General features: G+C 71.9%; 19 protein-coding genes. 10 read left to right on the forward strand and 9 right to left on the reverse strand.

Going from position 1 to position 25,373, the window contains the following annotated elements:
- From VJN29_RS09165 to VJN29_RS09175, 3 genes are all read left to right on the forward strand, one after another.
- On the forward strand, window positions 1-1,182 hold a 1,182-nt coding region (locus VJN29_RS09165; RefSeq protein ID WP_324143318.1), incomplete at its 5' end, for an HNH endonuclease signature motif containing protein.
- Window positions 1,183-1,360: 178 nt separating this feature from the next.
- Entirely contained in the window at window positions 1,361-3,073 is a 1,713-nt protein-coding gene (locus VJN29_RS09170) for a glycerol-3-phosphate dehydrogenase/oxidase (protein WP_324143319.1), read from the forward strand.
- A gap of 35 nt (window positions 3,074-3,108) precedes the next feature.
- Window positions 3,109-4,302 (forward strand): hypothetical protein, encoded by a 1,194-nt coding sequence (locus VJN29_RS09175; RefSeq protein ID WP_324143320.1) that lies wholly within the window; start codon window positions 3,109-3,111, stop codon window positions 4,300-4,302.
- Here the strand turns inward: VJN29_RS09175 and VJN29_RS09180 are convergent.
- Window positions 4,297-4,722 carry a VOC family protein gene (locus VJN29_RS09180; RefSeq protein WP_324143321.1) on the reverse strand — a complete coding sequence of 142 codons (426 nt, stop codon included), beginning with the start codon at window positions 4,720-4,722 and terminating at the stop codon, window positions 4,297-4,299. The two genes, VJN29_RS09175 and VJN29_RS09180, sit on opposite strands and share 6 nt — an antisense overlap.
- A gap of 113 nt (window positions 4,723-4,835) precedes the next feature.
- Between VJN29_RS09180 and VJN29_RS09185 the strand changes: the two genes are divergently transcribed.
- Window positions 4,836-6,698 (forward strand): DUF294 nucleotidyltransferase-like domain-containing protein, encoded by a 1,863-nt coding sequence (locus VJN29_RS09185; protein ID WP_324143322.1) that lies wholly within the window; start codon window positions 4,836-4,838, stop codon window positions 6,696-6,698.
- Window positions 6,695-7,381 (forward strand): exonuclease domain-containing protein, encoded by a 687-nt coding sequence (locus VJN29_RS09190; RefSeq protein WP_324143323.1) that lies wholly within the window; start codon window positions 6,695-6,697, stop codon window positions 7,379-7,381. The genes VJN29_RS09185 and VJN29_RS09190 overlap by 4 nt, the downstream gene beginning before the upstream one ends.
- Before the next feature lie 109 nt (window positions 7,382-7,490).
- On the opposite strand, the gene VJN29_RS09195 is transcribed toward VJN29_RS09190, so the two are convergent.
- Window positions 7,491-8,375 (reverse strand): DNA-formamidopyrimidine glycosylase family protein, encoded by an 885-nt coding sequence (locus VJN29_RS09195; RefSeq protein WP_324143324.1) that lies wholly within the window; start codon window positions 8,373-8,375, stop codon window positions 7,491-7,493.
- Window positions 8,376-8,512: 137 nt separating this feature from the next.
- Between VJN29_RS09195 and VJN29_RS09200 the strand changes: the two genes are divergently transcribed.
- Entirely contained in the window at window positions 8,513-10,114 is a 1,602-nt protein-coding gene (locus VJN29_RS09200; RefSeq protein WP_324143325.1) for a cyclic nucleotide-binding domain-containing protein, read from the forward strand.
- On the opposite strand, the gene VJN29_RS09205 is transcribed toward VJN29_RS09200, so the two are convergent.
- The 4 genes from VJN29_RS09205 to VJN29_RS09220 all read right to left on the reverse strand — a co-directional run bounded on the left by VJN29_RS09205 (window position 10,048) and on the right by VJN29_RS09220 (window position 20,162).
- Complete coding sequence (locus VJN29_RS09205) at window positions 10,048-12,783, reverse strand: HEAT repeat domain-containing protein (RefSeq protein ID WP_324143326.1); 2,736 nt, start codon at window positions 12,781-12,783, stop codon at window positions 10,048-10,050. The genes VJN29_RS09200 and VJN29_RS09205 overlap by 67 nt on opposite strands.
- Window positions 12,780-13,205, reverse strand: a complete 426-nt coding sequence (locus VJN29_RS09210) for a cyclic nucleotide-binding domain-containing protein (RefSeq protein WP_324143327.1) — start codon at window positions 13,203-13,205, stop codon at window positions 12,780-12,782. The genes VJN29_RS09205 and VJN29_RS09210 overlap by 4 nt, the downstream gene beginning before the upstream one ends.
- Window positions 13,190-15,091, reverse strand: coding sequence for a GNAT family N-acetyltransferase (locus VJN29_RS09215; RefSeq protein WP_324143336.1), 1,902 nt, complete (start codon window positions 15,089-15,091; stop codon window positions 13,190-13,192). Before VJN29_RS09215 ends, VJN29_RS09210 begins: the two co-directional genes overlap by 16 nt.
- A 160-nt stretch (window positions 15,092-15,251) precedes the next feature.
- The gene (locus VJN29_RS09220) at window positions 15,252-20,162 is read right to left on the reverse strand and encodes an ATP-dependent helicase (RefSeq protein WP_324143328.1); all 4,911 of its coding nucleotides are present in this window, start codon (window positions 20,160-20,162) and stop codon (window positions 15,252-15,254) included.
- A gap of 225 nt (window positions 20,163-20,387) precedes the next feature.
- On the opposite strand from VJN29_RS09220, the gene VJN29_RS09225 reads away from it, so the two are divergent.
- The 4 genes from VJN29_RS09225 to VJN29_RS09240 all read left to right on the forward strand — a co-directional run bounded on the left by VJN29_RS09225 (window position 20,388) and on the right by VJN29_RS09240 (window position 23,133).
- A complete protein-coding gene (locus tag VJN29_RS09225) occupies window positions 20,388-20,903 on the forward strand; it encodes a nitroreductase family protein (RefSeq protein ID WP_324143329.1) in 516 nt (171 codons plus the stop codon).
- 44 nt (window positions 20,904-20,947) lie between these two features.
- Window positions 20,948-21,448, forward strand: coding sequence for a CinA family protein (locus VJN29_RS09230; RefSeq protein ID WP_324143330.1), 501 nt, complete (start codon window positions 20,948-20,950; stop codon window positions 21,446-21,448).
- Between the two features lie 189 nt (window positions 21,449-21,637).
- Entirely contained in the window at window positions 21,638-22,057 is a 420-nt protein-coding gene (locus tag VJN29_RS09235; RefSeq protein WP_324143331.1) for a CBS domain-containing protein, read from the forward strand.
- A gap of 74 nt (window positions 22,058-22,131) precedes the next feature.
- The gene (locus tag VJN29_RS09240; protein ID WP_324143332.1) at window positions 22,132-23,133 is read left to right on the forward strand and encodes a UDP-glucuronic acid decarboxylase family protein; all 1,002 of its coding nucleotides are present in this window, start codon (window positions 22,132-22,134) and stop codon (window positions 23,131-23,133) included.
- On the opposite strand, the gene VJN29_RS09245 is transcribed toward VJN29_RS09240, so the two are convergent.
- From VJN29_RS09245 to VJN29_RS09255, 3 genes are all read right to left on the reverse strand, one after another.
- Window positions 23,107-24,084, reverse strand: a complete 978-nt coding sequence (locus VJN29_RS09245) for a glycosyltransferase family 9 protein (protein WP_324143333.1) — start codon at window positions 24,082-24,084, stop codon at window positions 23,107-23,109. The two genes, VJN29_RS09240 and VJN29_RS09245, sit on opposite strands and share 27 nt — an antisense overlap.
- Complete coding sequence (locus tag VJN29_RS09250) at window positions 24,081-24,776, reverse strand: SDR family oxidoreductase (RefSeq protein ID WP_324143334.1); 696 nt, start codon at window positions 24,774-24,776, stop codon at window positions 24,081-24,083. The genes VJN29_RS09245 and VJN29_RS09250 overlap by 4 nt, the downstream gene beginning before the upstream one ends.
- 6 nt (window positions 24,777-24,782) lie before the next feature.
- Window positions 24,783-25,373: adenylyltransferase/cytidyltransferase family protein (locus tag VJN29_RS09255; RefSeq protein ID WP_324143335.1), on the reverse strand; the 591-nt coding region annotated here is incomplete at its 5' end.

Here is a 25,373-nt window from a genome sequence, read left to right on the forward strand (position 1 = left end):
CGGCGCCACCGCGCGCTGCACGAGCGGCTGGCCGCGGGCACCGTGTCGCTGCTGCACGCCACCCTGATCGCGGGTGAGGCCCGTGACCTGCCCGACGATCTCATCGAGCCGCTCGTCGAGCGGGTCCTCGCGCCGATGCGCGACGGGACCCGCCCGACCCACCAGGTCATCGTCCGGCGGCTGCGCCGGATCATCGCCTCGCACGCGGCCGCTCCCGGTGCCAGGCGCGCCGACGCGCTGGCCCGCCGGACCGCGTACGGGGCCATCGAGCCGGACGGCACCGGGGTCATCACCATCACGACCAGCGCCGAGCGGACCGTGGCCATCCTCGAGCGGATCGAGTCGCTCGCCCGGGCGCTGCGCGCCGCGGGCGACCCGCGCACCCTGGACCAGCTGCGCTCCGACCTGGCCACCCAGGGGCTGCTCGGGCACACTTTCGGCCCCTGCCCCGAACACGCCGGAGACGCCCAGCGCGCCGAAGATATCGAGCCCACCGAAGATGCCGAGGAGGCCGAGCTTCGCGATGTTTCCTCAGGTGACCTGCTGACGCCGTGCCGGCCCGTCGGCCTCGAGCCGATCCCCGGCCGCGACGGCGAGCCCGGACCGTGCCCGTGCTCCCCGACCGCGCCGCCGGCCACGGTGTGGATCGTGGTGCCGTTCGAGGTGGCCACCGGCGCCAGCGACGCCGCCTGCGAGATTCCCGGTCACGGCTGGGTCACCGCTGAGCACGCCCGCGCCATCATCACCGCCCCGGGCTCGCAGTGGCGCTGGCTCGGCGTCGACACGCTCACCGGCCGGGCGCTGCACCTGAGCACGCAGCGGTACCGGCCCACCCCCGCCATGGTCGAGCAGATCCGCGCCCTGGACGGCCACTGCCGCGGACCGGGCTGCCAGGTCCCGGCGCACCGCTGCGACCTCGACCACCACGTGCCCTACCCGGACGGCGAGACGAGCACCGGCAACACCGGACCGCTGCACCGGGCGCACCACAACCTCAAGACCGCCCGCTACTGGTCCTGCGTGCCGACCGACGACCACGCCACCACCCGCGCGCTGCACTGGCGCACCCTGGCCGCGCGTGACTACATCACCCACCCCAAGAACTACCGGGAAGCCCTCGACGATCCCCCACCACCACCACGGCCCACCCCGCCACCGCTTCCCGACGAACCACCCTTCTGACGAGGTCCACACCGCGCCGGGTAGGCCCGCACCCGCCGACAACCGCGCAGCGGCGCACACGTGGGCAGTCGGGCAGGCAAGGGCAGTGTCCCGGAAACCGGGCCCAGCGGCATACGGAATCTGCTCCTTGGTGGGTTGGCTAGGGTGAGAGGGTCGGCACGGATGTGAGGGGAAGGGCATGACGACTCCCGTGCGCCTCGACGGGGACTACCGCGCAGCGGCATGGAGGCGACTCGCCATGAAGGAGTTCGACGTCCTCGTCATCGGTGGCGGCATCACGGGAGCCGGCGTGGCGCTGGACGCCGCCACTCGCGGTCTGTCGACGGCCCTCGTGGAGCAGCGGGACTTCGCCTCGGGCACCTCGTCGCGCTCGTCCAAGCTCTTCCACGGTGGCCTGCGCTACCTGGAGCAGATGAACTTCGACCTCGTCCGCGAGGCGCTCAAGGAGCGCGACCTCATGCTCAGGACGATCGCGCCGCACCTCGTGCGACCGGTCTCCTTCCTCTACCCCCTGACGAGCCGGGGCTGGGAGCGGCCGTACGTCACGGCCGGACTGACCCTCTACGACTCGATGGGGGGCGCCCGGTCCATGCCCCGGCACAAGCAGCTCACCCGCGCGGGCGCACTCAAGCTCGCTCCCGGCCTCAAGCGGGAGTCCCTGACCGGGGGGCTGCTCTACTACGACGCACAGACCGATGACGCCCGGCACACCCTGACGACGGTCCGAACGGCTGCCGCATACGGCGCCACGGTCCTCAGCTCGGCCCGTGTCATAGCGATCCTCCGTGCGGGGGAACGCGTCATCGGAGCGACCGTCGAGGACGTGGAGACCGGGGAACGGCACGACGTCAACGCGTCGGTCGTCATCAACTGCACCGGCGTCTGGACCGACGACATCCAGGCGATGGCCGGTGGGCGAGGCCGTTTCCGCGTGCGCGCATCCAAGGGCGTCCACATCGTCGTGGCGCGCGACCGGATCAACTCGGAGACCGGCCTGATCCTGCGCACCGAGACGTCGGTCCTCTTCGTCATCCCGTGGGGCACGCACTGGATCATCGGCACCACGGACACCGACTGGGAGCACGACCGCGCCCACCCCGCGGCGACGCGCGCCGACATCGACTACCTGCTCGAGCACACCAACAACGTCCTCAAGGTCCCGCTCGCCCGAGACGACATCCAGGGCGTGTACGCCGGGCTGCGACCGCTGCTCTCCGGCGAGTCGGAGCTGACCAGCGAGCTGTCCCGTGAGCACGCCGTGGCCCGGCCCCAGCCCGGGCTCATCTCCATCGCCGGCGGCAAGTACACGACCTACCGGGTCATGGCGCAGGATGCCGTCGATGCCGCCCGGCAGGACATCGGCGGGGACGTCAGCGACAGCGTCACCGAGTTCATCCCGCTCTCCGGGGCCGAGGGCTACGTCGCCCTCGTCAACCAGGTCGACCGGCTCGCCCGAAAGCAGGACCTGCCGGTGTGGCGGATCCGGCACCTGCTCGAACGCTATGGCTCCCTGGTCCACGAGCTGTTCGCGCTGGCCGAGAACGATCGGACCCTCTACGAGCCGTTGCCCGGGGCCGAGGAGTACCTCAAGGTGGAGATCCGCTATGCGGCCACCCACGAGGCCGCCCTCCACCTCGACGACTTCCTCACGCGTCGCACGCGCGTGTCCATCGAGACGCCGCACCGCGGCACCGAGAGTGCGCGGGCCGCCGCTGACATCGTCGCCCCGGTGTTCGGCTGGGACAAGGATCGCGTTGAGGCCGAGGTGGCCGCCTACCTGGCCCGGGTCGACGCAGAGCTCGAGTCCCAACAGGGCATCGCCGACACCGAGGCGAATGCCGAGCGTCTCAGCGCACCTGATCCCCGCCGGATCCCGGTGAGCCGCGACTAGGCGGGCACGCATTCGCGCGCTCCTACACTGGCCCGATGGGGTCTCGTCGCATCCTCGTCGCGCTCGGCGCGGTCCTCGGCCTGCTCGTCGCCGGGTGCAGCGGGGCTGGGCCCAACCCCGTCACCGAGCCCCACGCCCAGCCCCACCACGCCACTCGCCCGACCGACACCCAGCACGGCACGAGCCCGACGACCGCGAAGCCGCCCCCGGCTCCGCTGCGCGCCGGTGAGAAGATGCGGCGGATCGCGATGCCCGCGAGGTACCTGCCCAAGGCGCCCAGCGGCGGCACGGACGACTACCGATGCTTCCTGCTCGACCCCAAGCTCACCCGCAACAGCTTCGTCACGGGCTATGACGTCGCGCCCGGCGACGCCTCCGTCGTCCACCACGTGATCCTGTATCGCGTCCCGGCGAGCAAGGTCGGCCTCGCCCGGGCGCAGGACGCGGAGGCGCCGGGTGACGGGTGGACGTGCTTCGGCGGCACCGGCATCGAGCAGCAGGGAGCAAGCCTCGACGATGCCCCATGGGTCGGCGCGTGGGCACCGGGCGGAACCGAGACCATCCTGGCGCCGGATCTCGGAATCCCCGTGGAGAAGGGGTCCCAGCTGGTCCTGCAGGTCCACTACAACCTGCTCCATGGCGCCAAGCCCGACCGGACGGCCGTGGACCTGCGCCTCTCCACCTCCTCCAAGCTGACCGCCTTGGAGACCGTCCTCCACCCCGCGCCGGTCGAGCTGCCCTGCCGCCCGGGGAAGTCCGGCCCCCTGTGCGAGCGCGATGCCGCGGTCCGGGATGTCGCCCAGCGGTTCGGCGACCGGGCTTCGTGGCTGGTCGCCGGCCTCCTCGTGCTCTGCGAGGGCGCGGTGATCCCTCATCCCGGGCGGACGCAGTCGTGCACGCGCACCGTCGATGCGCCTGCGGTGGTCCGGGCGTCAGCCGGGCACATGCACCTGTTGGGATCGAGCATCCGCATCGAGCTGAACGCCGGGACGCCGAGGGCCAGGACCTTGCTCGACATCAAGCAGTGGGACTTCGACGACCAAGGATCCCGGCCGCTGCCGGCCACCGCGGTCGTGCGAGGTGACCGGATCACCGTGACGTGCACGCACGACCAGGCTTGGCGCGACAGGCTCCCGGCCCTGCAAGGGATCCCCGAGCGCTACGTGGTCTGGGGGGAGGGCACGACCGACGAGATGTGCCTCGGCATCCTCAGTGTGACGCGCTCATGAGGCGCCCGGTGCGGACTCTCCCGAGATGTTGACCATCCAGCCGATGCCGAACTTGTCTGTGCACGAACCGAACTCGTCGCCCCACATCTGCTTCTCGAGGGGCATGGACACGGTCCCCCCGTCGGAGAGCTTGGCCCAGTAGCCGCGCAGCTCGTCGGCGTCGTCACCACTGAGGCTGACGGTGATGTTGTCGCCGGGGTTGTGTTGCATGCCTTCCGGCGTGTCCGACGCCATGATGGTGTAGCCGCTGTCCGTCTCCAGCTGAGCGTGCATGACCTTGTCTGCGTCTGGGGAGTCGGGCTGGCCGTACTCGCCGAAGGTGTTGAGGTCCAGGGTGCCGCCGAACACGTCCTTGTAGAACTCCATCGCGTCGCGGGCGTTGTCCTTGAACGAGATGTACGGGTTGAGTCGTGTAGCCATCTGATCCTGCTCCTTGGTTGCGGTGCTGATCGGGCGTCTCCCAGCCTAGGCCGCAGCGCCGACGGTGAGCCGGTTCGGCGGCGTGGCTCGCGCTCGAGTGCGACGATGGCGCCGTGGCCGAAGTGGACATTCCGGAAGTCACCGACTTCCTCGCCGAGCACGCACCGTTCGCCGCGGTCCCGCGCGAGGACCTGGAGCGGCTGGGCCGGCGCCTCACGGTGCGCTACGCCCGCCGTGGCACGCACCTGATGAGCGTGGGCAGGGGCAATGACGAGGTCTTCGTGGTCCGGTCCGGCGCGGTGCAGATCACCGACGAGAACGGCTCGCTGGTGGCACGCGGCGGCGAGGGCACCGGCTTCGGGACAACTGCGCTTGGCGGTCGCCCGTCCCGCTTCGACGTGGTGGCCATCGAGGACAGCCTCCTGCTCGTCATGTCGTCAGACGTCTTCCAGGCGCTGGCGGACGGGCATGCTGCGGTGCGCGACTTCTTCTCCGAGCAGCGCGAGGCCCGCCTGCGTCACGCGCTCCAGTCGCTGCCGCACCACGACCGCAGCAACGCCGTGCTCCAGACGCGCCTCCGTGACCTCCTCCGGCGGGAGCCGATCACCACGACCGGCGACGCGACGATCCGCTCGGCAGCCGAGCTCATGGCCCGAGAGCAGGTCTCGTCGCTCCTCGTCGTCGACGCCGGTCGCCTGACGGGGATCGTCACGGACCGCGACCTGCGGACCCGGGTGCTGGCCGCAGGGCTCGAGACGACCCAGCCGGTCAGCGCCATCATGACGAGTGCCCCGGTCACGGCCGCGCCGGACGACCTGGCCATGGAGCTGGTCCTCGAGATGACCTCACGAAACATCCACCACATGCCCGTCGTCGACGGCGACCGTCCACTCGGCATGTTGACGAGCACCGACCTCATGCGGCTCGAGCGAGCCAATCCCATCCACCTCGCCGGCGACGTGGCCAAGGCGAAGGACCTCGACGCCCTGGTCCTGCTCAGCCAGCGGCTGCCCCGGATCGTCGACCAGCTCGTCCACGAGGACGCGACAGCGGACGGGATCGGGCGCATCGTCACCGCCGTCGGGGATGCGATCGAGCGGCGGCTCATCACGCTCGCCGAGCAGCATCTCGGACCCGCACCCGTGCCCTACGCCTGGATCGTGCTCGGCTCCCAGGCCCGACTCGAGCAGGGACCGGGCAGCGACCAGGACAACGCGCTCGTGCTCTCCGACGATGCGACCCCGGAGCACCACGTCTGGTTCGCGTCGTTCGCGTCCTTCGTCGTCGACGGCCTGGTCGCCTGCGGCTACCCGCCCTGCCCCGGCGGGATCATGGCGACGAACCCCCAGTGGCGCCAGCCCCTGCGCGAGTGGCGCCGGATGTTCGCACGCTGGCTCGACGAGCCAACGCCGGAGGCCGTGCTCCGGTCTGCAATCTTCTTCGACCTGCGGCTCCTCCACGGCGCGAGCAGCCTCGTCGACGCGTTGGACCAGCAGGTCGTCGACTCGGCACCAGAGAGCGGCCGCTTCCTCGCCCACCTGGCCCGCAACGCCGCGAGGAACGAGCCACCCCTCGGGTTCTTCCGGGGGTTCGTGCTCGAGCGTGAGGGCGAGCACAAGGACCGGGTCGACCTCAAGCGGGGCGGGGTGCACGCCATCGTCGAGGTGGCCCGAGTCCAGGCGCTGTCCCGCGGACTGCCGCAGGTCAACACCCTCGCCCGGATCAGTGCCGCGGCCGGTGCGGGGGCGCTGTCCACGGCGACAGCGGCGGACCTGCACGATGCCTTCGAGTTCATCCGCTACGTGCGCCTCAGCCACCAGGCGCGCCAGCTGCGCGAGGGGCAGGAGCCGGACAGCTTCGTCGCGCCGAACGAGCTGAGCAGCTTCGAGAAGCGGCATCTGCGCGACGCCTTCCAGATCGTCCGGTCGGCTCAGCAGCTGGTGGTCCAGAGCTACCCGCTCGGATTCGTCACGTGATCCGCTCGCTCCTCGGCCCCGACCGGCGGCGGTCCCGGCTGGCCGGGCAGGCACCTCCCGGGCCGGTCCGCGACTACCTCGCGACGCCGCTTCCCGGGCCGCGCACTGCGGTGGCGGACCTGCCGCTCCTCGCCGTCGACATCGAGACCACCGGCCTCGACCCACGCACTGACCACATCCTCTCGGTCGGCTTCGTGCCGCTCCACGGCCTCGCCATCGACCTGTCCGGCGCGACGCAGCTGCTCTGCCGGGCGGAGGCCGAGGTCGGCCAGAGCGCCGTCGTCCACGGGATCACCGACGACGCGCTGGCCGAGGGCGTCCCGCTGTCCGAGGTCGTCGAACGAGTGGCCGCGGCCCTGCAGGGCCGGGTCCTCCTGGCGCACCATGCGGGCATCGAGAGCCAGTTCCTTTCCGCAGCGAGCCAGGCCGCCCATGGCGTGCCCTTCCCGGTCGAGGTCGTCGACACGATGGAGCTGCAGGCGCGAGTGCTCCGCAGTCACTCGGGCTCCGACCTGCCGCCGGGCGCCCTGCGGCTGCCGACAGCACGTGCGCATCTCGGCCTGCCTCGCTACGGAGCGCACGAGGCTCTCACCGATGCCCTCGCCTGTGCCGAGCTGTACCTCGCCCAGGTCGCCCGCTTGAGCGGCGGGCGGGCCATGACGCTGAAGGCGCTGCAGCGCTGAAGCACCGGGCGACCCGAGAGTTGTTCACTCGATCGGGAAGGTGATCCCGAAAGTTGTTCACTCGATCGGGAAGGCGACCCCGAAAGTCGTTCACTCGATGGGGAAGGCGTCAGGGTCGGTAACGGCGACGGGCGCCCGCCCGACCGTCCTGTCGCGACTCGGACCCCAGCGGCTGTTGGGGCCGTCCGTCGTCGGTCGGGCCGTGACCGCCCTGGCAGCCCGGGCAGTAGAACATCGTTCGCTCCCGCGTTGGTGGACCGACTGGCGCGACGCGCACGGTGGCGCCGCAGCGCCGGCAGGGCCGTCCGCTGCGGCCGTGCACGTAGGTCGTCTCGCCCTTGGCGCGTGAGCCGGTCGTCGACTGGACGGCATCCTGTCGTCCGCTGTCGATGAGGCGGTGCGCACGCTCCACGACCTGCTCGACGAGGGACCGCTCCAAGCCGGACGCGGTGGCCCACGGCGACACCCGCAGCGCGAAGAGCGTCTCGGCCGTCCACAGCGTGCCGAGCCCAGCGAGGTTGCGCTGGTCGAGCAGGGCCTCGCCGATGGGGACCGCGGCGCCCGCGAGGTTCTCGACCGCCCGGGTTGCGTCCCAGTCGGCACCGAGCAGGTCCGGGCCCAGGTGTCCGACCAGGTCCGCCTCGCGCGCCGTCTCGACGAGGTCGAGCATCCCGAGCCGCAGGCCCAGCGCAGTCCAGTCCGGGGCGGCCACGAGGGCGCGCAGGTCGGGTGAGCGCCGCCAACCAGGCTTCAGCCCCGCGGTCGCCTCGATGCGCCACTGGCCCTCCATCCGCAGGTGCGAATGGAGGGTCAGGCCGCCCTCGACCCGGTGGAGCAGGTGCTTGCCGCGGCTGACCACGTCAAGGGTCCGACGGCCGCTGAGGTCTGCCGTGGCGATGCCCGGCCAGCGGAGGTCCGACTCGACGATCTCGTGTCCAGCCAGGGCCTCGTGAAGCCGGCGCGCCGTCCGCCACACGGTGTCACCCTCCGGCACAGCACCTCCTTCACCCGCGGAAGTCATGGCTTTCGCATCTCCATCATGGACGTGCCGTGCGAGGTCATCCGCGCCAGCGCCGGCAAATGCTCGGCCAAACCCGCACAACACGGGTCAACCAGCGACACAATGAGCGAATGCGCAGGGGCACCGTCCTCACGCCACGGCGGGGACTCCAGACGGGATGGGGGCTCACCAGCGCGGCGCGGCTCTTCACGCCGGTGGTGCTCGTCGTGCTCGCCTACGAGCGAGGCGGAGCCGGCCTGCTGGCCGGGACCTCGGCGGCCCTTGCCGTCGTCGGCGCGCTCATGTCCGCCGTGGTCGGTCGCGTCGGGGACCGCGGCCATCTCGGCCGGGTCATCCGATGGATCGTCGGGGGGTCGGCCGCCGCCCTGGCGCTTGCGACCCTCGGCGCGGTGGCGCAGTGGTCCGTCCTCGTCGTGCTGGCGCTCGGCGTCATCTCCTGTGGGCTGCTCTACGTGTATCGCCCGCTCCAAGCAGCGACCTTGCCCTGGCTCGTGCACACGCCGCGGGAGCTCGCCGCGGCCAACGTCGCGTCGGCCGCCATCGAGAGCGTCGCCTCGCTCGTCGGACCGGCGCTCGCCGGCGCCGCCCTGCTCCTCCTCTCGCCCGACGAGGCGCTGGCGATCGGGGCTGCCTGCCTCGGGCTCGCCCTGCTGCCCGTGTCCCGGATCCACCTGCCGGCTGCGTATCGGCACCGCCGCGTCGAGCCAGCGAGAAAGAGGTCGTATGCCGCTGGGCTCGGTGTGCTCGCCCGTGTCGTCCGCGCGGGCGGGGCGCCGGTCCTCGTGTTCGCCCAGACGTTCGCGAGAGGTGCCCTGACCGTGTTGCTCGTCATCCTCGTCCTCGACGACCTGGCGGTCGGCGACGATGTCGTCGGCTGGTTGTGGGCCGCTCTCGGGGTCGGTGGCCTGGCCGGTGCCGCGTTGGGGGTCCGAGTTCTCCACGTCTCCCGCCTCGGGCGCAGCTTCGTCACCGGAGTCGGGTTGTGGGGTGCCGGTCTGGGTGTGCTGTCGATCGCTGGGACACCGTGGCTCGCCGGTCTCGCGATGGTCGTCATCGGGATCGGCAACGCGCTCGAGGATGCGAGCCTGTTCACGCTGGTCGCCCGCCTCGCGCCGCGCGGGATGTCCGCGCAGGCGCTCGGGGCCATCGAGATCGTGGCCTGTGCCGGCATGGCGACCGGCGCCGCCCTCGCTCCCGCGGTCGTCGGGACGGTTGAGGTGCAGACGGCCCTGCTCGCTCTCGGCGTCGCCCTCGTGGTGCTCGGGATGCTGTACCTCCGGTCGTTCCGCGCGGTGGACCGCACGGCGGTGCAGTCACAGGCCACCACCGACCTGGTCGCGGACGTCGTCATCTTCGAGCCGCTGCCGGTCGTCATCGTGGAGCACCTCGCGAGCCTGCTCGAGCCGCACGAGTACGCGCCCGGTGACGTCGTCATGAGAGAGGGGGAGGACGGCGACACCGTGCACATCATCGGGTCAGGCACGGCGAGGGTGACGGTTCACGGGGCCCAACGACCGGAGCTCGGACCCGGCGACACCTTCGGGGAGATCGCCCTGCTGCGCCACAGTAGCCGAACCGCGACCGTGACGGCTGAGGGAGACCTGACGACCTACTGCCTCGACCGCGAGGACTTCCTCACAGCCATTCAGGGCAGCTCGACGTCGGCAGAGGCGCTCGCCGACGTCCGTCTCGCCCGTGACGCCTCGAGCTGAGCCAGCCACTCGACCGTCTCGTGCAGGACGAGCTCGAGGCCGGCGCGTACGGGTAGCTGCGCCTGCGCTCGGAGCTGCGAGATCACCGAGGGAATCGCGTCGGGCGCCACGGCCGGGAGCACCCGCACCGCGCAGGCGCGCAGCCAAGGGTCGCGCCACTGGTCGTTCGGGTCGACCGCGATGGAGCGGACCACCTCGGCGACAGCGAGCTTGGTGGCATCGAGCTTGGTGGCATCGAGCTTGGGGACATCGCGCTTGGGGACATCGCGCTTGGTGGCATCGACCGTCGTGCCGTCGGCCTTCGCCCTGTCGGGACCGGTTGCCGTGGAGGTCCGCCCTGCGAGGCCCGCCCGGCGCTTCCCGGGGGGCACACCCGGAGCAACCACGGCGAGGACGTGCCGTGCACGTCGTCCGAGGGCTACGACAACGAGCTCCTCCGCGAGACCTCTGGTGGTGTCATCGTCGGCACCGAGCCCGGCCGTGACACGTGCCGGGGTGGTGCCGGGGACGACGATCCCGACGAGCACGAGCAGCCGACGCGATACCTCGGCGAGCTCCTCTCGCAGGGCGTCCCCGAGCGGGCCCACCTCCTCGACCCCCTCGACTGCCGCCAGACCGTTCACGACGAGCTCTGCTCGGTCGAGCTCTCGGTCCACGGCCGCACCCACCGCACTCCTCGCGCGCGTGTCGACGGCCTGGGCCGAGGCCCTGGCCCGGACGCGGTGCAGGCCGGTGGCCGCCGCCTCGGCGACATCGAGCCGCGCGTCGACCAGGGCTGCGAGAAGCAGCGCTCGGCCACGTTCACCGCCCCCCCGCGCGGCTGCCGTGGTCAGCGCGACGAGACCTGGTCCCGTCGTTCCCGCGTCGAGCCACCCCTCGAGCTCGTCCACCAGCTGGTCACCGTGCGCACCGAGGGCATCCGGGAGACCGGGGGTCTCCTGCCCCAGCCGCACGAGGCCGATGAGGTCGGGCACGAGGGCGGCACTCGGAACTGCGGCCGCAGCCAGCAGGGCGTCGGCCGTCGTGTCCTGGTCATCGAGAACCGCCCGCCACACGAGGTGGCCATCCTCACCGCGGCCGGGCTCTGCGCGTGAGACCGCAGCCGCGGCCCGGGCGCGCACCGCAACGTCGGGGTCGCCCAAGAGGGTCCCGACCTGCGCCCGGACGTCGGGACGGCGCATCTCACCGACCGCGGCGAGCGACTCGACGGCGGTGCAGCGCACGGAGGCGTCGGGGTCCGACAGCGCGCTCCGCGCCGCGTCGACGAGCCGCGGCGACCGAGCGTCGCGCAGCACGTCGATCCCGGTGCGCCGATCGATCGGGTCGTCGCTGGTGAGGAGGCGCTCGATCGCTGCTGCCGCGCCGCCGTCGATGCGGAGTGCCACCGGGTCCCATGACCGGTCGGCGAGCACTCCGCCAAGATGCCCGGCATAGCCACGATGCGCCTTGACTGCGAGCCAGATCCACACGAGGGTGAGCAGACCGGTGGTCCACACCACGGCCTGCACGTCGAGGCCGAGGGCCCGGACGACCAGCAGGTAGGCACCGACGAGGCCCACCGCGAGGGGAACTCCGGCCCCCTCCACGAACGTCTGGGCCCGGAGTCGGTCACCGCGCCGGATCCCCTGGTAGGTCGCGGCGATCGACGTCCGAGTCGTGCCGTCCGTCAGCGAGATGTCGACGATCTGGGCGGCGCACACGGTGACGAGGTAGGTGAACGTGGCGATCCCCGGGCCGAAACCCACGCCGAGGACGACGACGGTCATCACGAGCACGCCAACCGGGTTCACGAGGAGGCCGAAGCCGATGCCGAAGCGGCCGAGCAGCCGCCCAGCGAGCAGGAGGGTGAAGAGCACGGCGACGATGTTGAGAATCGCTCCGAAGGCACCCATGAACTGCGCGAGGCTGTCCGGGTCGGCGTAGTAGGCGGCCGCACGGTCCCAGACGAGGTAGTCGAACAGCTGCGTCACGCCGGCCGAGACGATCTGGTAGCCGAGGACGAGCAGGACGAACGGCTCCCGGAGCAACCGGAGGTCGGCCAGCCGGGACGTTCTTCTGCTCGGCTCGTGCCGCCCTGGGGCCTGCGAAGGCGGGGTGAGCAGCTGGCCCGGGAACTGCCGGCTCGTGGACCAGATGATAGTGATGAAGACGAGCGCCATGACGAGGTCGATGAGCAGCAGGTTCGTCGGCCCACCCAGCGGTTCCACCAACGCCGCCGCCGCGAGGCCGCCGACCGCGAAGCCGATCGAGAAGCCGGCCACGATTCGAGGAAAGTCCCGCTTGAGCGTCTGGACGTCGTAGAGCCGGACGGCCTGGGAGCCGACGAGCAGGAACCCGGTGGGAATCGAGAGCGGGAAGAGGACGATGAGGACGAACGTCACCCAGGCCATGTCCCAGCGGCTCAGCAGCACCCATGCGGTGCTGACCAGCACCACGTAGAGAACGAGGACAGCGAGCGCGAGCCGGCCCAGCGGCATACGACGTTGGGCGACCGTGACGGCTGAGGAGACGGCCACGCCGGCGACGGCCACGCCGATGTAGGCGTAGGCGAGCGCGCCTGCCCCGTAGGTGTGGAGGAAGACGGCGCTCGCGGGCACCACGAGGAAGGCCACGGTCAGGCCGAGGGCGACCGCCTGACCACCCAGGAGGGCGAGCAGCCGCAGCCTCACGGTTGCGGCTCGCGCTTCTCCCGAAGCCGCTCGACGAGGGCGAGGATGACCCCGCGAGCGATCTCCGGGCGGCTCTCGAGCGCCTCGTCGAAGTCGGCCTTGGAGAGCCGCAGCGCGGTGACGTCAGTGAGCGCCACGACGGTGGCGGACCGGGGCTGCGGGTCGAGGACCGCGAGGTCGCCGACGACGACTGGCGCCTCGGCGCGGATGCGGCCGTCCTCACGGAGGATCTCGACGGTCCCCGAGGACACGATGTGGAGCCAGTCCTCGGTGGTACCCCGCCGGATGATCTCCTCACCGGCGGTGAAGTACTCCTCGGTGAGGGCGCCGGCCAGCCCGGCGAGGACTCGCCCGGGTGTCGCCGCGAAGATGCCGACGTGGCGCAGCATCGCCACGCGGTCGACGGTCAGGAGGCGTGCCATGGGCTGTCACCTGCAGCTCTCCTCGTCGGGATGCGCAGCTCGTGGACGCCGTCGGCCGTGTGCACCTCCGCATCCCCGGCCGCGGTCAGGACATGGAGCATCGCACCGTTGCCGGCGAGGACGTCCGCGGTGAAGGCCCGCACACCGTGCCGGGCCGCGTAGTCGGACATGACTCCGTGCAGGGCGTGCCCGAGACCGAGTCCGTGCCAAGAGGAGTCGACCATGTAGGCGACGTCGGCGGAGCCGGTGTCCGCGTCGACGTAGTACTGGGCGGATCCGACGACCTGCTCGTTCTCGCGGGACCCGGTCACTGCGACGAAGGCCATCTCCGACTCGTAGTCGACGTTGGTCAGGTGCTCGGCAGCGTTACGGGTCAGCGAGGAGAGATTCCGGAAGAAGCGCGTCTTGACGTCCTCGGGTCGCATCCGGAAGAACAGCTCCTGGAGCAGCGCGGCGTCGCCGGAGCGAGTCGGGCGGACGAGGACCACGCTGCCGTTCTTGAGCGTGACGGTTCGCTCCTCCGTCGCCGGGTAGGGCAGGCGGGAGCGGAGCCTCTGGTCCGGCCGGACGAGGCCGGACGTCGTCGCTGCGTCGAGAAGCGTGTCCCGGTCGTCCGGGTGGGCCAGCTCGATGAGGGCAACAGCCCGTTCGCGAAGGGACCGGCCGTGGAGATAGGCGATCCCGTACTCCGTGGCGATCCAACGCAGCTCGTGCCGAGGGATGGCCACTGCCTCCTTCGGGCCGAGGCGGGGAACGAATGAGGGGGACCCATCGGGCTGCCGCGACGCGAGCGCGACGATGGCCTTGCCACCGGGCGACACGGCAGCAGCCCGATGGAAGTCGACCTGCGCGCCGAGCCCACCGTAGAGCTCCCCGCCGAGGGCGTCGACACACACCTGCCCGGTCAGGTCGACCCGGAAGGCCTGCGTCACGGACACGAGCCGATGCTGTGCCGGGAGCCCGGCCAGGACCTCGTCGATCGGACGGAACTGGAAGTCCGGGTTGCCGTCTATCGCGTCATAGAGACGCCGGGTCCCCATGGCCGCGCTCGTGACCACGGCGCCCACATCGACGGTCTTGGCCGCCCCCGTGACGATGCCGGCCTCGATGACGTCGAGGACCGCGTCGGTGATGACGTCGGAGTGGATGCCCAGGTCTCGACGCTGGTCAAGGTGCGCCAGGACCGCGGCGGGGATGCGCCCCAGACCGACCTGGAGCGTGGCGCCGTCGTCGATGACGCGGGCCACGTAGCCGGCGATCCGCTCGCCGACGTCGCCGACCCCGGGGTGCTCGTAGGTGATGACCGGTCCTGGCACCTCGACGAAGTAGTCGATCCGGTCGACCGGGACAGTGCTCGCCCCCTCGGTCCACGGCATGGCCGGGTTGACCTCCGCGATGACGAGGCCTGCCGACTCGATCGCTGCCGGCGCAGCGTCGACCGACACGCCGAGGCTGACCTGCGCCTCGCGCGGCGGGGTGACCTGGACGACCGCGACGTCCAGGCGCAGCCGCCCGGTTCGCAGGCTGTCCGGCAGGTCCGTGAGACTCATCGGGACGTAGTCGACGGATGCGCCGTGGGGCTGCACGTCACGGACGAGGTCCGCCAGCTCGGCGCCGACGAAGATCGTCCGGTGGTCGAAGTTCGTCCCGGTGGAAAGCGTGGTGCGCACCCCGTCGGTGAGGTGGTGCACCAGACGCTGGCCGAGGTGCTCGAGCGGGCTGTCCTCCAGCGCCCGCACGACGACACGCGGTGTGGCACACGCGCTGCCCACGTAGACGGTCGCGCCGGGAGGGACCACGGCGGCCGCCGCTGCTGCGCTCACGAGCCGCGAACGCCAGTCCCCATCGGATGCCGTTGCCGAGGCGTCCGCCCCCCTGGCTGGCATCGTCGTCACCGGGCCGCACCTCCCATGAGCTTGGCGCGGCGACGCGCAGGACGGGAGGGTACAGCGCCCGGCGACCACCGCGGGTGGTCCTCGTTCGAGGATGGCACGCTGCTCACCCTGGCGCGAGGAAACCGCGAAACGCCGCCGTGCGCTGCGAGGGTCAACGCCGCAGGCGCAGTCCCCGTGGCGTCATGTGGAACCCGGCCCGCGACAGCGCCTGCACCAGCGGGTGGTCCGATCCCAGCACCGATGCGCCGTCGGCCTTCTCGACGGTGAGCCGGCCGAGGGCACCCTCTCGGACTGCCAGGGCCAGGGCATCGGCGGCCGCCTGCAGCACCTCGAGGTCGCCCGACCAGCAGAGCATCGTCTTGCCCCCGCGCTCCACGTAGAGGACGAGCTCTCCGTCGACGAGGACGACGAGCGCCCCCGCCTTGCGTCCGGGCTGGTGCCCCTTGCGTGCACCTGCCTCGTCAGGTCCTTGAGTGGGCCGGGTCGGCCACGGGAGGGCGGCACCATAGGGGTTCGCGGGGTCGCTCGCGGCCAGGACCAGCGCCCCCGGACCCTGCGACTGCTCACGGGAGGCCGGGCCGTCGGAGCCGGTGGCCTCGGGAAGCCGCGAGAAGGAGCGCAGCCGGTCCACGGCACCCGTCGAGGCGAACTGCGAGGCGCCCAGCGACTCGACGAAGTACCCACGACGGACCTTGCCTGCCTCCTCGGCCGCGGCGAGCACGCGGTAGACCGCGGCGAACCCCCCGGGCACGTCCTCCGCAACGACCGAGCCCCTGGTGAGCACGCCGTAGCGGTCGAGGAGGAGCTCCGCGCTCGTGACGGCGCGGACGGTGGGGTCGGTCTCGGCCACGGGCAGCAGAGTCCATCGTCCGACTCCAGTCGGCGGCGCGGACTCCAGGGAGCGAGCGCGCAGCGCCTTTGCGGTGGCCGACTCCTCAGCAGCCGCAATGCGGTCGGGAGTCACGCCGGCGAGTGAGCCTCCCGGAGGGCGCGCCAGCGAGCCCTGGAGCGAGCCGAAGCGGCCGAGCGAGGTCCGGCGGCCGCCATAGCGGGTGGACCGTGGTGCGGTCGACGAGCGTTTGTGTGCGGTGCGGCCACCAGACAGCAGGGCCCGGAGCGGGGCGATGGTGTCGTTGGTGACCCGCCCGGCCCAGAACAGGGACCACAGCCCGTCGAGGAGCTCGGTGTCGATCAGGTCCGTCCCCCGCGTGGTCCCGAGAGAGCGGACGCGGTCGGCGAGCGGGCGGAAGAACCACGCCCCTCCGCTCGCGAGGGCCTCGAGGACCGCGTCCTCCGCGTCGGTGAGATCGGCCAGGTCGGGCGGGACCAAGGTCAGCTGCGCCGTGTCGGCGAGGTGGAGGCTGACCCAGCCGTCGTCCCCCGGCAGTGACCCGTGGCCGCGCCAGATGACCTCGCCGGAGCTCATCACCTCGTCGAGCAGCGCCGGCCGGTAGTCGGCGACGCGAGCGGGCAGGACGAGCGTCTCGAGCGCGCTCGCGGGCACGACCGCACCGGTCAGCTGCTCCACGGCGCGCAGCAGACCCTCGCGTCCGCGCTGACCGCTGCCGACGCCCTGCCAGCGCGGAAGGAACCGGGCCAGGTCGGCCTGGGCCACCGGCTCCACCTCGTGCCGCAGGGCGGCCAACGACCGCCGCCGCAGGATTCGCAGGACCTCGGCGTCGCAGAACTCGGCGCCGTGCCCGCCCCCGTTCTCGGTGGGCAGCAGCTCGCCCTCGACGACGCGTCCGGCCGAGACGAGGCGCCGCAGGGCGTCATGCACGACGGCCGGGCCCAGGCCCCACCACTGGGCGGCCGTGTGCGCGGTGAACGGTCCATGGGTCCGCGCAAACCGGGCCACCAGGTCGCCGAGCGGGTCGGGCACCGACTCGAGGAAGGCGGCCGGCACGCCGACCGGAAGGGCGGTGCCGAGCGCGTCGCGCAGTCGGCCCGCGTCCTCGACCGCCGCCCAGCGGTCCTCGCCGGCGACCCGGACAGCGATGATCCTCCGGGCCTGCTCGAGCGACCGGAGCGCCACCTCCACCTCGGCCGCTGCGAAGCCCTCAGCCGAGCGGGCGAGGACATCGCTCGTCGCGAGGGGCCCGAGGACGCGCACCAGGTCGGCGAGGTCCTCCGCGTCGCGGGCGGCGCGCTCGGGGGTCAGGCGCTGGAGCTCGGCCTCCGTCCGCGCGACGGCTGCCGGATCGAGCAGGTCCCGCAGGGCGAGCGCGTCGCCTTGGCCGAGGAGCTCGGAAAGGAGCGACGGGTCGAGAGCGAGCGCCGCAGCCCGCCGCTCGGCGAGCGGGGAGTCGCCCTCGTAGAGGTACTGGGCGACGTAGCCGAAAACGAGGGACTTCGCGAAGGGGCTCGGCTGGGCCGACTCGACATCGACGACCGTGACCGCGCGAGATCGGATCTCGGTCATCAGCCCAACGAGGCCGGGCACGTCGAAGACGTCCTGGACACATTCCCGAACGGCCTCGAGGACGATGGGAAAGGTCGGGTACTGGCTCGCCACCTGGAGGAGCTGCGCGGCCCGCTGGCGCTGCTGCCACAGCGGCTGGCGCCGGTCCGGGCGACGGCGTGGCAGCAGCAGCGCCCTCGCTGCACACTCACGGAACCGCGCTGCGAAGAGAGCCGAGCCACCGATCTCCTGCGTCACGAGCTCGGAGACGTCCTCGGGCTCGAGCGTGACCAGCTCGACGAGCTGGCGGCCGATCTCGCCACTCGACGCAGCCGCGCCACCCTCGTCGAACTCGAGGTCGGGCAGTCGGAACACGATGCCGTCATCCCCGTGCATGGCCTGCACGTCGATCCCGAAGCGCTCGCGCATCCGGGCCGCGACACAGAGTGCCCATGGCGCGTGGACCTGCCCACCGAAGGGCGACAGGACGGCCACGCGCCAGTCGCCGATCTCGTCACGGAACCGCTCGACGACGATGGTCCGGTCGTCGGGCACGTGGCGGGTGGCCTCACGCTGCTCGGTGAGGTACGCGAGCAGGTTGTCCGCTGCCCATTCGTCCAGACCGGCTGCGACCACCCGGTCCCTGGCCCTGGCGGCGGACAGCCCGACGACCTCGCGGACGAAGGCGCCGACGGCTCGACCCAGCTCGGCTGGCCGTCCCTGCTGGTCGCCCTTCCAGAACGGCAGCCGGCCGGCCTGCCCCGGCGCGGGCGTCACGAGGACCCGGTCGTGGGTGATGTCCTCGATCTGCCACGACGACGTGCCGAGGGTGAACACGTCACCGACCCGCGACTCGTAGACCATCTCCTCGTCGAGCTCGCCGACCCGGCGCCCGGGTCCCTCGCCCGACGCGAGGAAGACGGCATAGAGACCTCGGTCGGGGATCGTCCCGCCGCTCGTGACGGCGAGGCGTTGGGCACCGCGACGCCCGGTGAGCGTGTCGGTGACGCGGTCCCAAACGATCCGCGGACGCAGCTCGGCGAACTCGTCACTCGGGTACCTGCCGGCAAGCATGTCGAGGGTCGCCTCGAGCACTGACCGTGGCAGGCCGGCAAAGCTCGCCGTACGCCGAGCGAGCGCCTCAACGTCGTCCACCGTCCAGTCGTCCATGGCGCACATGGCGACGAGCTGCTGGGCGAGCACGTCGACCGGGTTGGTGGGAACGCGCAGGCTCTCGATCGCTCCGGCCTGCATGCGCTCGACGACGACGGCGGTCTGGACGAGGTCGCCGCGGAACTTCGGGAAGAGGACGCCGCGGCTGACGGCACCCACCTGGTGCCCCGCCCGCCCGACCCGTTGCAGGCCGCTCGCGACGCTCGGCGGGCTCTCGACCTGGACCACCAGGTCGACGGCACCCATGTCGATGCCGAGCTCGAGACTGCTCGTCGCCACGACGGCGGGTAGCCGGCCGGCCTTGAGATCCTCCTCGATCGCTGCCCGGTGCTCCTTGCTCACGGAGCCGTGGTGGGCGCGCGCGAGTACGGCAGGCGCGCCGTGGCTGGCCCCCGACTGCGCCATGATCTGCGCAGGAGGCCGCCCCTGGTCGAGTGCACGACTCCTGGGCTCCCCGGCAGAGCCGGTCGGCCCAGAAGCTGCTCGCTCGATCTGGTCGCCCGCTTCTGCAGCAGACAGCCGCTCCTCCCAGATCTCGTTGAGTCGGGAGGTGAGCCGTTCAGCCAGACGTCGCGAGTTGGCGAAGACGAGGGTGGAGCGGTGCCCCGCGATGAGGTCGGCGATCCGCTCCTCGACGTGCGGCCAGATCGAGGCCCGGGGAGCGTTCCCGGCAGCAGGGCCGGACAGGTCGGGCACTCCTGGCGAGATCTCGACGGGCGCGCCCGACAGCTCGCCCAGGTCGGGGACGGGGACGACGACGTCGAGGTCCCACTCCTTCGTCGACGGTGGCTGCACCACTTCAGCGGGACGGCCGCCGGCGAGGTAGCGCGCCACCTCCTCGACCGGCCGAACCGTCGCGGAGAGGCCGACCCGCTGGGCGGGCTTGTCGAGCAGGGCATCCAGCCGCTCGAGCGAGAGGGCGAGATGGGCGCCGCGCTTCGTGCCGGCGACGGCGTGGACCTCGTCGACGATCACCGTCTCGATGCCACGCAGGGCCTCCCGCACCGACGACGTGAGCATGAGGAACAGCGACTCGGGCGTCGTGATGAGGATGTCCGTCGGCGCTCGCGCGAAGGCACGCCGCTCGGTGGCCGGCGTGTCACCGGAGCGGACGCTCACTCCGATGTCGGGGACCGGCAGGCCGAGGCGGGTGGCAGCGTGGCCGATGCCGACGAGCGGCGCGCGGAGGTTCCGCTCGACATCGACGGCCAGTGCCTTCATCGGCGACACGTAGAGCACCCGGCACCGCGCGAGACGGTCCTCCGGCACGGGCTCCGTGGCCATCCGGTCGAGGGCCCAGAGGAAGGCCGAGAGCGTCTTGCCGGAGCCGGTCGGGGCGACGACGACACAATGATGACCGGACGAGATGGCCTCCCACGCCCCCGCCTGCGCGGCCGTCGGCTCGCGGAAGCTGCTCCGGAACCACGCTGCCGTTGCCGGAGAGAAGCGGTCGAGCGCATCACCGCTCGCCTGGTCTGCCTTCGTCATCAGCCCCAGCCTGCCACTCACCGGTGACACGACCTCCCCCAGCGGCCTGCAGGTCCAGTGCCCCCGCTCCTGGTCGTGCCCGACCGGCTGCCACGACGCAGACCCGCGCGCAGCTCATTGAAGGAGCGTCACCGTTGCCTGCCAAGCCTCGAGGACCACGCCCCGGTGAACAGCCGGCTCGGCAGATGGTCGCGACAACCGGCGCTGGAGGGGCAGGATGACACCGTGGAGACCTGGGACGCCCTGCGGGCGCGACGAAACGTGCGGCAGTTCACTGAGCAGCCAGTCCCTGACGAGGCACTTGACCGAATACTCGAGGCTGGGCGACGGGCTCCGTCGGCGAGCAACTGGCAGCCGTGGGACTTCGTGCTCGTCACGAACAGGGCGCAGCTGGTCGAGCTGGCCAAGGTCTGGCAAGGCGCCAAGCATGTCGCCGGAGCAGCGGCCGCCATCGCGATCGTCGCGCCAGAGCCGCAGGACGATCGGCAGTCGGCTCTGATCCAGTACGACCTCGGCCAGGCCACGTATGCCATGACCGTCGCTGCGGCAGACCTGGGCGTTGGCACGGGTCATGCTGCGGCCGCCGACCAGAACCGGGCCCGGGCCGTCCTGGGCCTCCCCGAGGGACGATTCCTGGCCTACGTCCTCTCCGTCGGCTACCCGTCGGACAAGCCGTTGGCCGTCATCGAGCGGCTGGACCGACGCCCCTTCGACGAGGTCGTGCACCGCGGCCGGTGGTGACCGGGCGGCTGGAGCACGTCGGTAGACGCGGGTAGAGGGTGAGCATGAGCCATCCGGACGACCTCACGCAGCGCGCCGAGAAGGTCGCGCGCTCCATCGCGCACGTCGCCACCCGCGAGGGTCGAACCGTCGCCCTCGCCGAGTCCCTCACGGGGGGCAAGATCTCGTGCCACCTCGGCGCGGCGCCCGACTCCAGCGACTGGTTCGGGGGCTGCGTCGTCGCCTACACGAGCGAGGTGAAGCGCCGGGTCCTCGGCGTGCCCGACGGTCCGGTCGTGAGCAAGGAGGCTGCGGCGGCCATGGCCAAGGGAGCAGCCGACCTGCTCGGTTGCGACCTCGCGGTGGCCGTGACGGGCGTCGGAGGGCCGGAGGAGCAGGACGGCGAGCCGCCGGGGACGGTCTGGTTCGGGGTCTGCGACCGGGGAACGGTGACGACCGAGCTGCACCGCTGGGACGGCGAGCCGGAGGAGGTTCTCGACCGGACGACGCTGCACGCGCTCACCCTGCTGGAGCGCGTTCTTGACGCTCACGCCGCCCCCAGCTGAGCGGCATACGGCCGTGGTCGCCGCCACTCCAGGTGAGCGCTCGTCTTGTCGGGGTACGGCATCGAGAGGAGAGTGGAACGTGGGCGACGTGCCGCATGGCCGCTGACGCCCATCGGTCATTGCCAGTGCCCTGCCGACGCACCGCCTCCATCACCACCACGCACGACCACAGGTATTGAGGAGGAACGCATGACGACTGCCCGAGACATCATGAACGCTGGTGCAACCTGCGTCAGTGAGGACCAGACGCTGCTCGAGGCCGCGCGGATGATGCGTGACATGGGAGTTGGGTCGCTGCCCATCTGCGGCAACGACCAGAAGCTGCACGGCATCATCACCGACCGCGACATCGTCGTGAAGTGCATCGCCGAGGGCAAGGACGCATCGATGTGCACGGCCGCTGAGCTCGCCCAGGGCGAGGTCACCTGGGTGGACGCGATGACCGACGTCACCGAGGTCGTCGACCTCATGGGCCGCGAGCAGGTCAAGCGGCTGCCCGTCATCGAGAACCACCAGCTCGTCGGCATGATCAGTGAGGCCGACCTCGCTCGCCACCTCGACGATCGCCAGCTGAGCGAGTTCGTGGAGAAGGTCTTCGCGCGTCCCTGATCACCGCAGTCACGTCACCCGCCGCCCGCGCTCCGCGCGGTTTCCCGGCCCGCGGGCACGGGTAGTGGGGTGGCGTGAACCAGTCGACCGGCCATCCCCGCGCGCCGCGGCGAGTCGTCGTGACGGGCGGGGCGGGCTTCCTCGGGAGCCACCTGTGCGAGGCGCTGCTCCACGCCGGCTCGGAGGTGCTCTGCCTCGACAACTTCATCACCGGTACGCCGGACAACGTGCTCCACCTGCAGGAGCACCCGCGCTTCCGGCTCATCCGGTGCGACGTCACCGACTTCGTCCACGTGCCGGGCGAGATCGACCTCGTCCTCCACTTCGCCTCCCCCGCGTCGCCCATCGACTACCTCAAGCTGCCCATCCACACCCTCAAGGTGGGCGCCATCGGCACCTGGCACGCGCTGGGCCTGGCCAAGGACAAGGGTGCCCGGTTCCTGCTGGCCTCCACATCGGAGGTCTACGGCGACCCACAGGTCCACCCCCAACCGGAGACGTACTGGGGGCACGTCAACCCGATCGGTCCGCGCGGCGTGTACGACGAGGGCAAGCGGTACGGCGAGGCGCTGACGACCGCCTACCGCTGCAGCGAGGACGTCGACACGGGCATCGTGCGCATCTTCAACACGTACGGCCCACGCATGCGGCCCCACGACGGCCGCGCCATCCCGACCTTCATCCGGCAGGCCCTCCGTGACGAGCCGATCACCCTCGCCGGCGACGGCCTGCAGACGCGATCCGTCTGCTACGTGGACGACCTCGTCGAGGGGATCCTCGCGTTCGCCGGCAGTGCGCACCCCGGCCCGGTCAACATCGGCAACCCCGACGAGATGACCGTCCGAAGGATCGCCGAGGACATCGTCGCCGCGGCGGGTTCGCAGTCGGAGATCGTCAACGTCGAACGTCCGGTCGACGACCCGCAGGTCCGCCGCCCCGACACGGCCCTGGCCGAGGAGCTGCTGGGCTGGCGTCCGCGCGTGCCGTGGGAGAAGGGGCTCGAGCGGACGGTCGCGTGGTTCCGGGACGAGGCCACCGCCGCCGGCGAGCTACCGCCGGAGAGCCTCGTCGGCTGACACGCTGCGCGCTTCGGCGAGCACGTCCCCGACGCCGATCCGGTCGAGCCGGACATCGGTCGTGTTGCCGTGCGGGTCGCCGGGAGGATCGTGCGGCGCCGGCCGCCACAGCACACGATGCAGGTGCGAGTCGATGCGCGGACCCCACTGGCTCGGAGGCGTCGGTCCGAACAGCAGGACGGACGGCGTGCGGTAGGCCGTCGCCAGGTGAGCGACACCGGTGTCGCCCGACAGGAGGAGCTCGGCGCCACCGATGAGCGCGGCCAGGCTGTGCACGTCGAGTCGGCCGCAGAGATCGGTGACCTCGGGGTGGGCGCCGGCCACCGTCCGGCAGGCGTCGCGCTCGGCCGGTCCACCCGTCACGACGACCGGCCGTCCGTCCTCAGCGAGGTTGCGCGCCACTGCCGCCCATCGGTGCGCGGGCCAGCGCCGGGAGCCGGCGGCGGCGCCGGGATGGACGACGACCGGCGCCTCGGGGAGGCCTGCGAGCGGCGAGCGGGGGCTGGGCTCGGGTGGGCGCAGACGGAGGTCGGCGGCCGAGCACTGCCCGCCGGCCGAGGTGACCAGTCGGCACCATCGGTCGACCTCGTGCTCATCGGCGTCCCACTCGGGGCCGTCGATGAATCCCGCTGAGACGCAACGGAAGGCAACCAGCTGTCGCGGTGCCAAGTCGGCCAGGGCACGGTGGCTCTGGGGTCCACTGCCGTGCAGGTTGACGGCGACGTCGGGGGGTGGGCCGTCCCACGGAGGGGTGGTGAGGCCATCGGTCGGCACGACGCGGTCGACGAGGGCGTGCGCAACCATGAGCGCGCCCAGCGCCGGGTCCGCGGCCAGAGCGATGTCCGCGGTCTCCCAACGCCCACGGATCCCGCGCAGCGCCGCGACCGCTGCGTAGAGGTCGCCGAGCCCCAGGGCACGAAGCACGAGGACGCGCTCGACCCCTGGGGTCACGGCCAGGACGGCTCGGTCGACGGCGCCGCCACGACCTCGCGCAGCTCGAAGCCCTCGGGCTGCTGGAGCACCATGACGATGGCGCGGGCCACATCCGCAGGATCGCTGAGCTTGGCGTCCGGCGGCGGCTTGTACTGCTCGTCCCGTCCGTCGAAGAAGTGCGTCCGCATGCCTCCCGGGATGACCATGGTGACCCCCACGCGGCCCGCCAGCTCGGTGGCAAGGGCGCGGCTGAAGCCCACGACGCCGAACTTCGACGCGCAGTAGGCCGTGGCGTCCCCGGCGGCGCGCAGCCCGAGGGTGGAGCCGATCGTGACGACCGTCCCACGAGACTGCTCGAGGTGCGACAGGCAGGCCCGCACGACGGCGGCCGTGCCGATGAGGTTGACGCCGATGACGCGCTCCCAGTCCTCGGCCGGGACCGTGGCGAGGGGGCCGCACGAGTCGGTCCCCGCGGCGGTCACCACGGCATCGGGTGGCCCGACCGTGCGGACCAGCTCCTCGACGGAGGCGGCGACTGCGGCGGTGTCCGCCACGTCGGTGATGGCATGTGGCACACCGCTCTGGGGCGCCACCCGGTCGAGCACGGCCGGCTTGCCACCCGCCGCGGCCACCGCCTCGACGACGGCGGCGCCGAGTCCGCTGGCCCCGCCGGTGACATAGACGATTCCGAGATCGCGCATTTCGGTCATGGAGAACTACCCCGCATCCTTGAGGATCGCTGTTGTCGACCGCCCCGGAAGGAGCGGCAGGAGCTGGACACGCCCGCCCCAGCCACGGACCAGGTCCGCCTCCGGGAGGACGGTTCCCGCGTAGTCGGCGCCCTTGGCCCACACGTCGGGACGGATCCGGTCGAGCGCGGCGGACGGCTCGTCCTCGTCGAAGATGACGACCGCGTCGACCGCGTCGAGCGCGAGCAGCACCTGGGCCCGGTCCCGCTCCGTCTGCACGGGTCGGCCCGGCCCCTTGAGCCGGCGGACGGAGGCGTCCGAGTTGAGCAGGACCACCAACGCGTCCCCGAGAGCGCGCGCCGCCCGAAGGCTCTGGACATGCCCTGCGTGGAGCACGTCGAAGCACCCTCCCGTCGCAACGAGGGTGCCGCCACGAGCGTGCACCTCACGAGCCAGTCCGATCACCGCGCTCTCGCCGAGCCGGGTGAGGACGCTTGCGTGCCTGGGCGGACCGCCGGCGCCGTAGGGGCTGCCGGGTGCGGCACCGGCCCCGACTCGATGGGCGCTGGCCCCTCCGGCCTCGACCCACGCCGTCGCCTCCGCGACGCCGAGCCGGAC

Origin of the sequence: Intrasporangium sp. (genome assembly GCF_035280925.1) — a bacterium.
Classification (GTDB): domain Bacteria; phylum Actinomycetota; class Actinomycetes; order Actinomycetales; family Dermatophilaceae; genus Intrasporangium.

Excerpts from the sequence above, each read along its gene's own strand:
- VJN29_RS09170 (WP_324143319.1), top strand. The coding sequence starts at position 1,361 with ATGACGACTCCCGTGCGCCTCGACGGGGACTACCGCGCAGCGGCATGG.
- VJN29_RS09175 (WP_324143320.1), top strand. The coding sequence starts at position 3,109 with ATGGGGTCTCGTCGCATCCTCGTCGCGCTCGGCGCGGTCCTCGGCCTG.
- VJN29_RS09180 (WP_324143321.1), bottom strand. The coding sequence starts at position 4,722 with ATGGCTACACGACTCAACCCGTACATCTCGTTCAAGGACAACGCCCGC.
- VJN29_RS09200 (WP_324143325.1), top strand. The coding sequence starts at position 8,513 with ATGCGCAGGGGCACCGTCCTCACGCCACGGCGGGGACTCCAGACGGGA.
- VJN29_RS09210 (WP_324143327.1), bottom strand. The coding sequence starts at position 13,205 with ATGGCACGCCTCCTGACCGTCGACCGCGTGGCGATGCTGCGCCACGTC.
- VJN29_RS09215 (WP_324143336.1), bottom strand. The coding sequence starts at position 15,091 with ATGCCAGCCAGGGGGGCGGACGCCTCGGCAACGGCATCCGATGGGGAC.
- VJN29_RS09220 (WP_324143328.1), bottom strand. The coding sequence starts at position 20,162 with ATGACGAAGGCAGACCAGGCGAGCGGTGATGCGCTCGACCGCTTCTCT.
- VJN29_RS09230 (WP_324143330.1), top strand. The coding sequence starts at position 20,948 with ATGAGCCATCCGGACGACCTCACGCAGCGCGCCGAGAAGGTCGCGCGC.
- VJN29_RS09235 (WP_324143331.1), top strand. The coding sequence starts at position 21,638 with ATGACGACTGCCCGAGACATCATGAACGCTGGTGCAACCTGCGTCAGT.
- VJN29_RS09250 (WP_324143334.1), bottom strand. The coding sequence starts at position 24,776 with ATGACCGAAATGCGCGATCTCGGAATCGTCTATGTCACCGGCGGGGCC.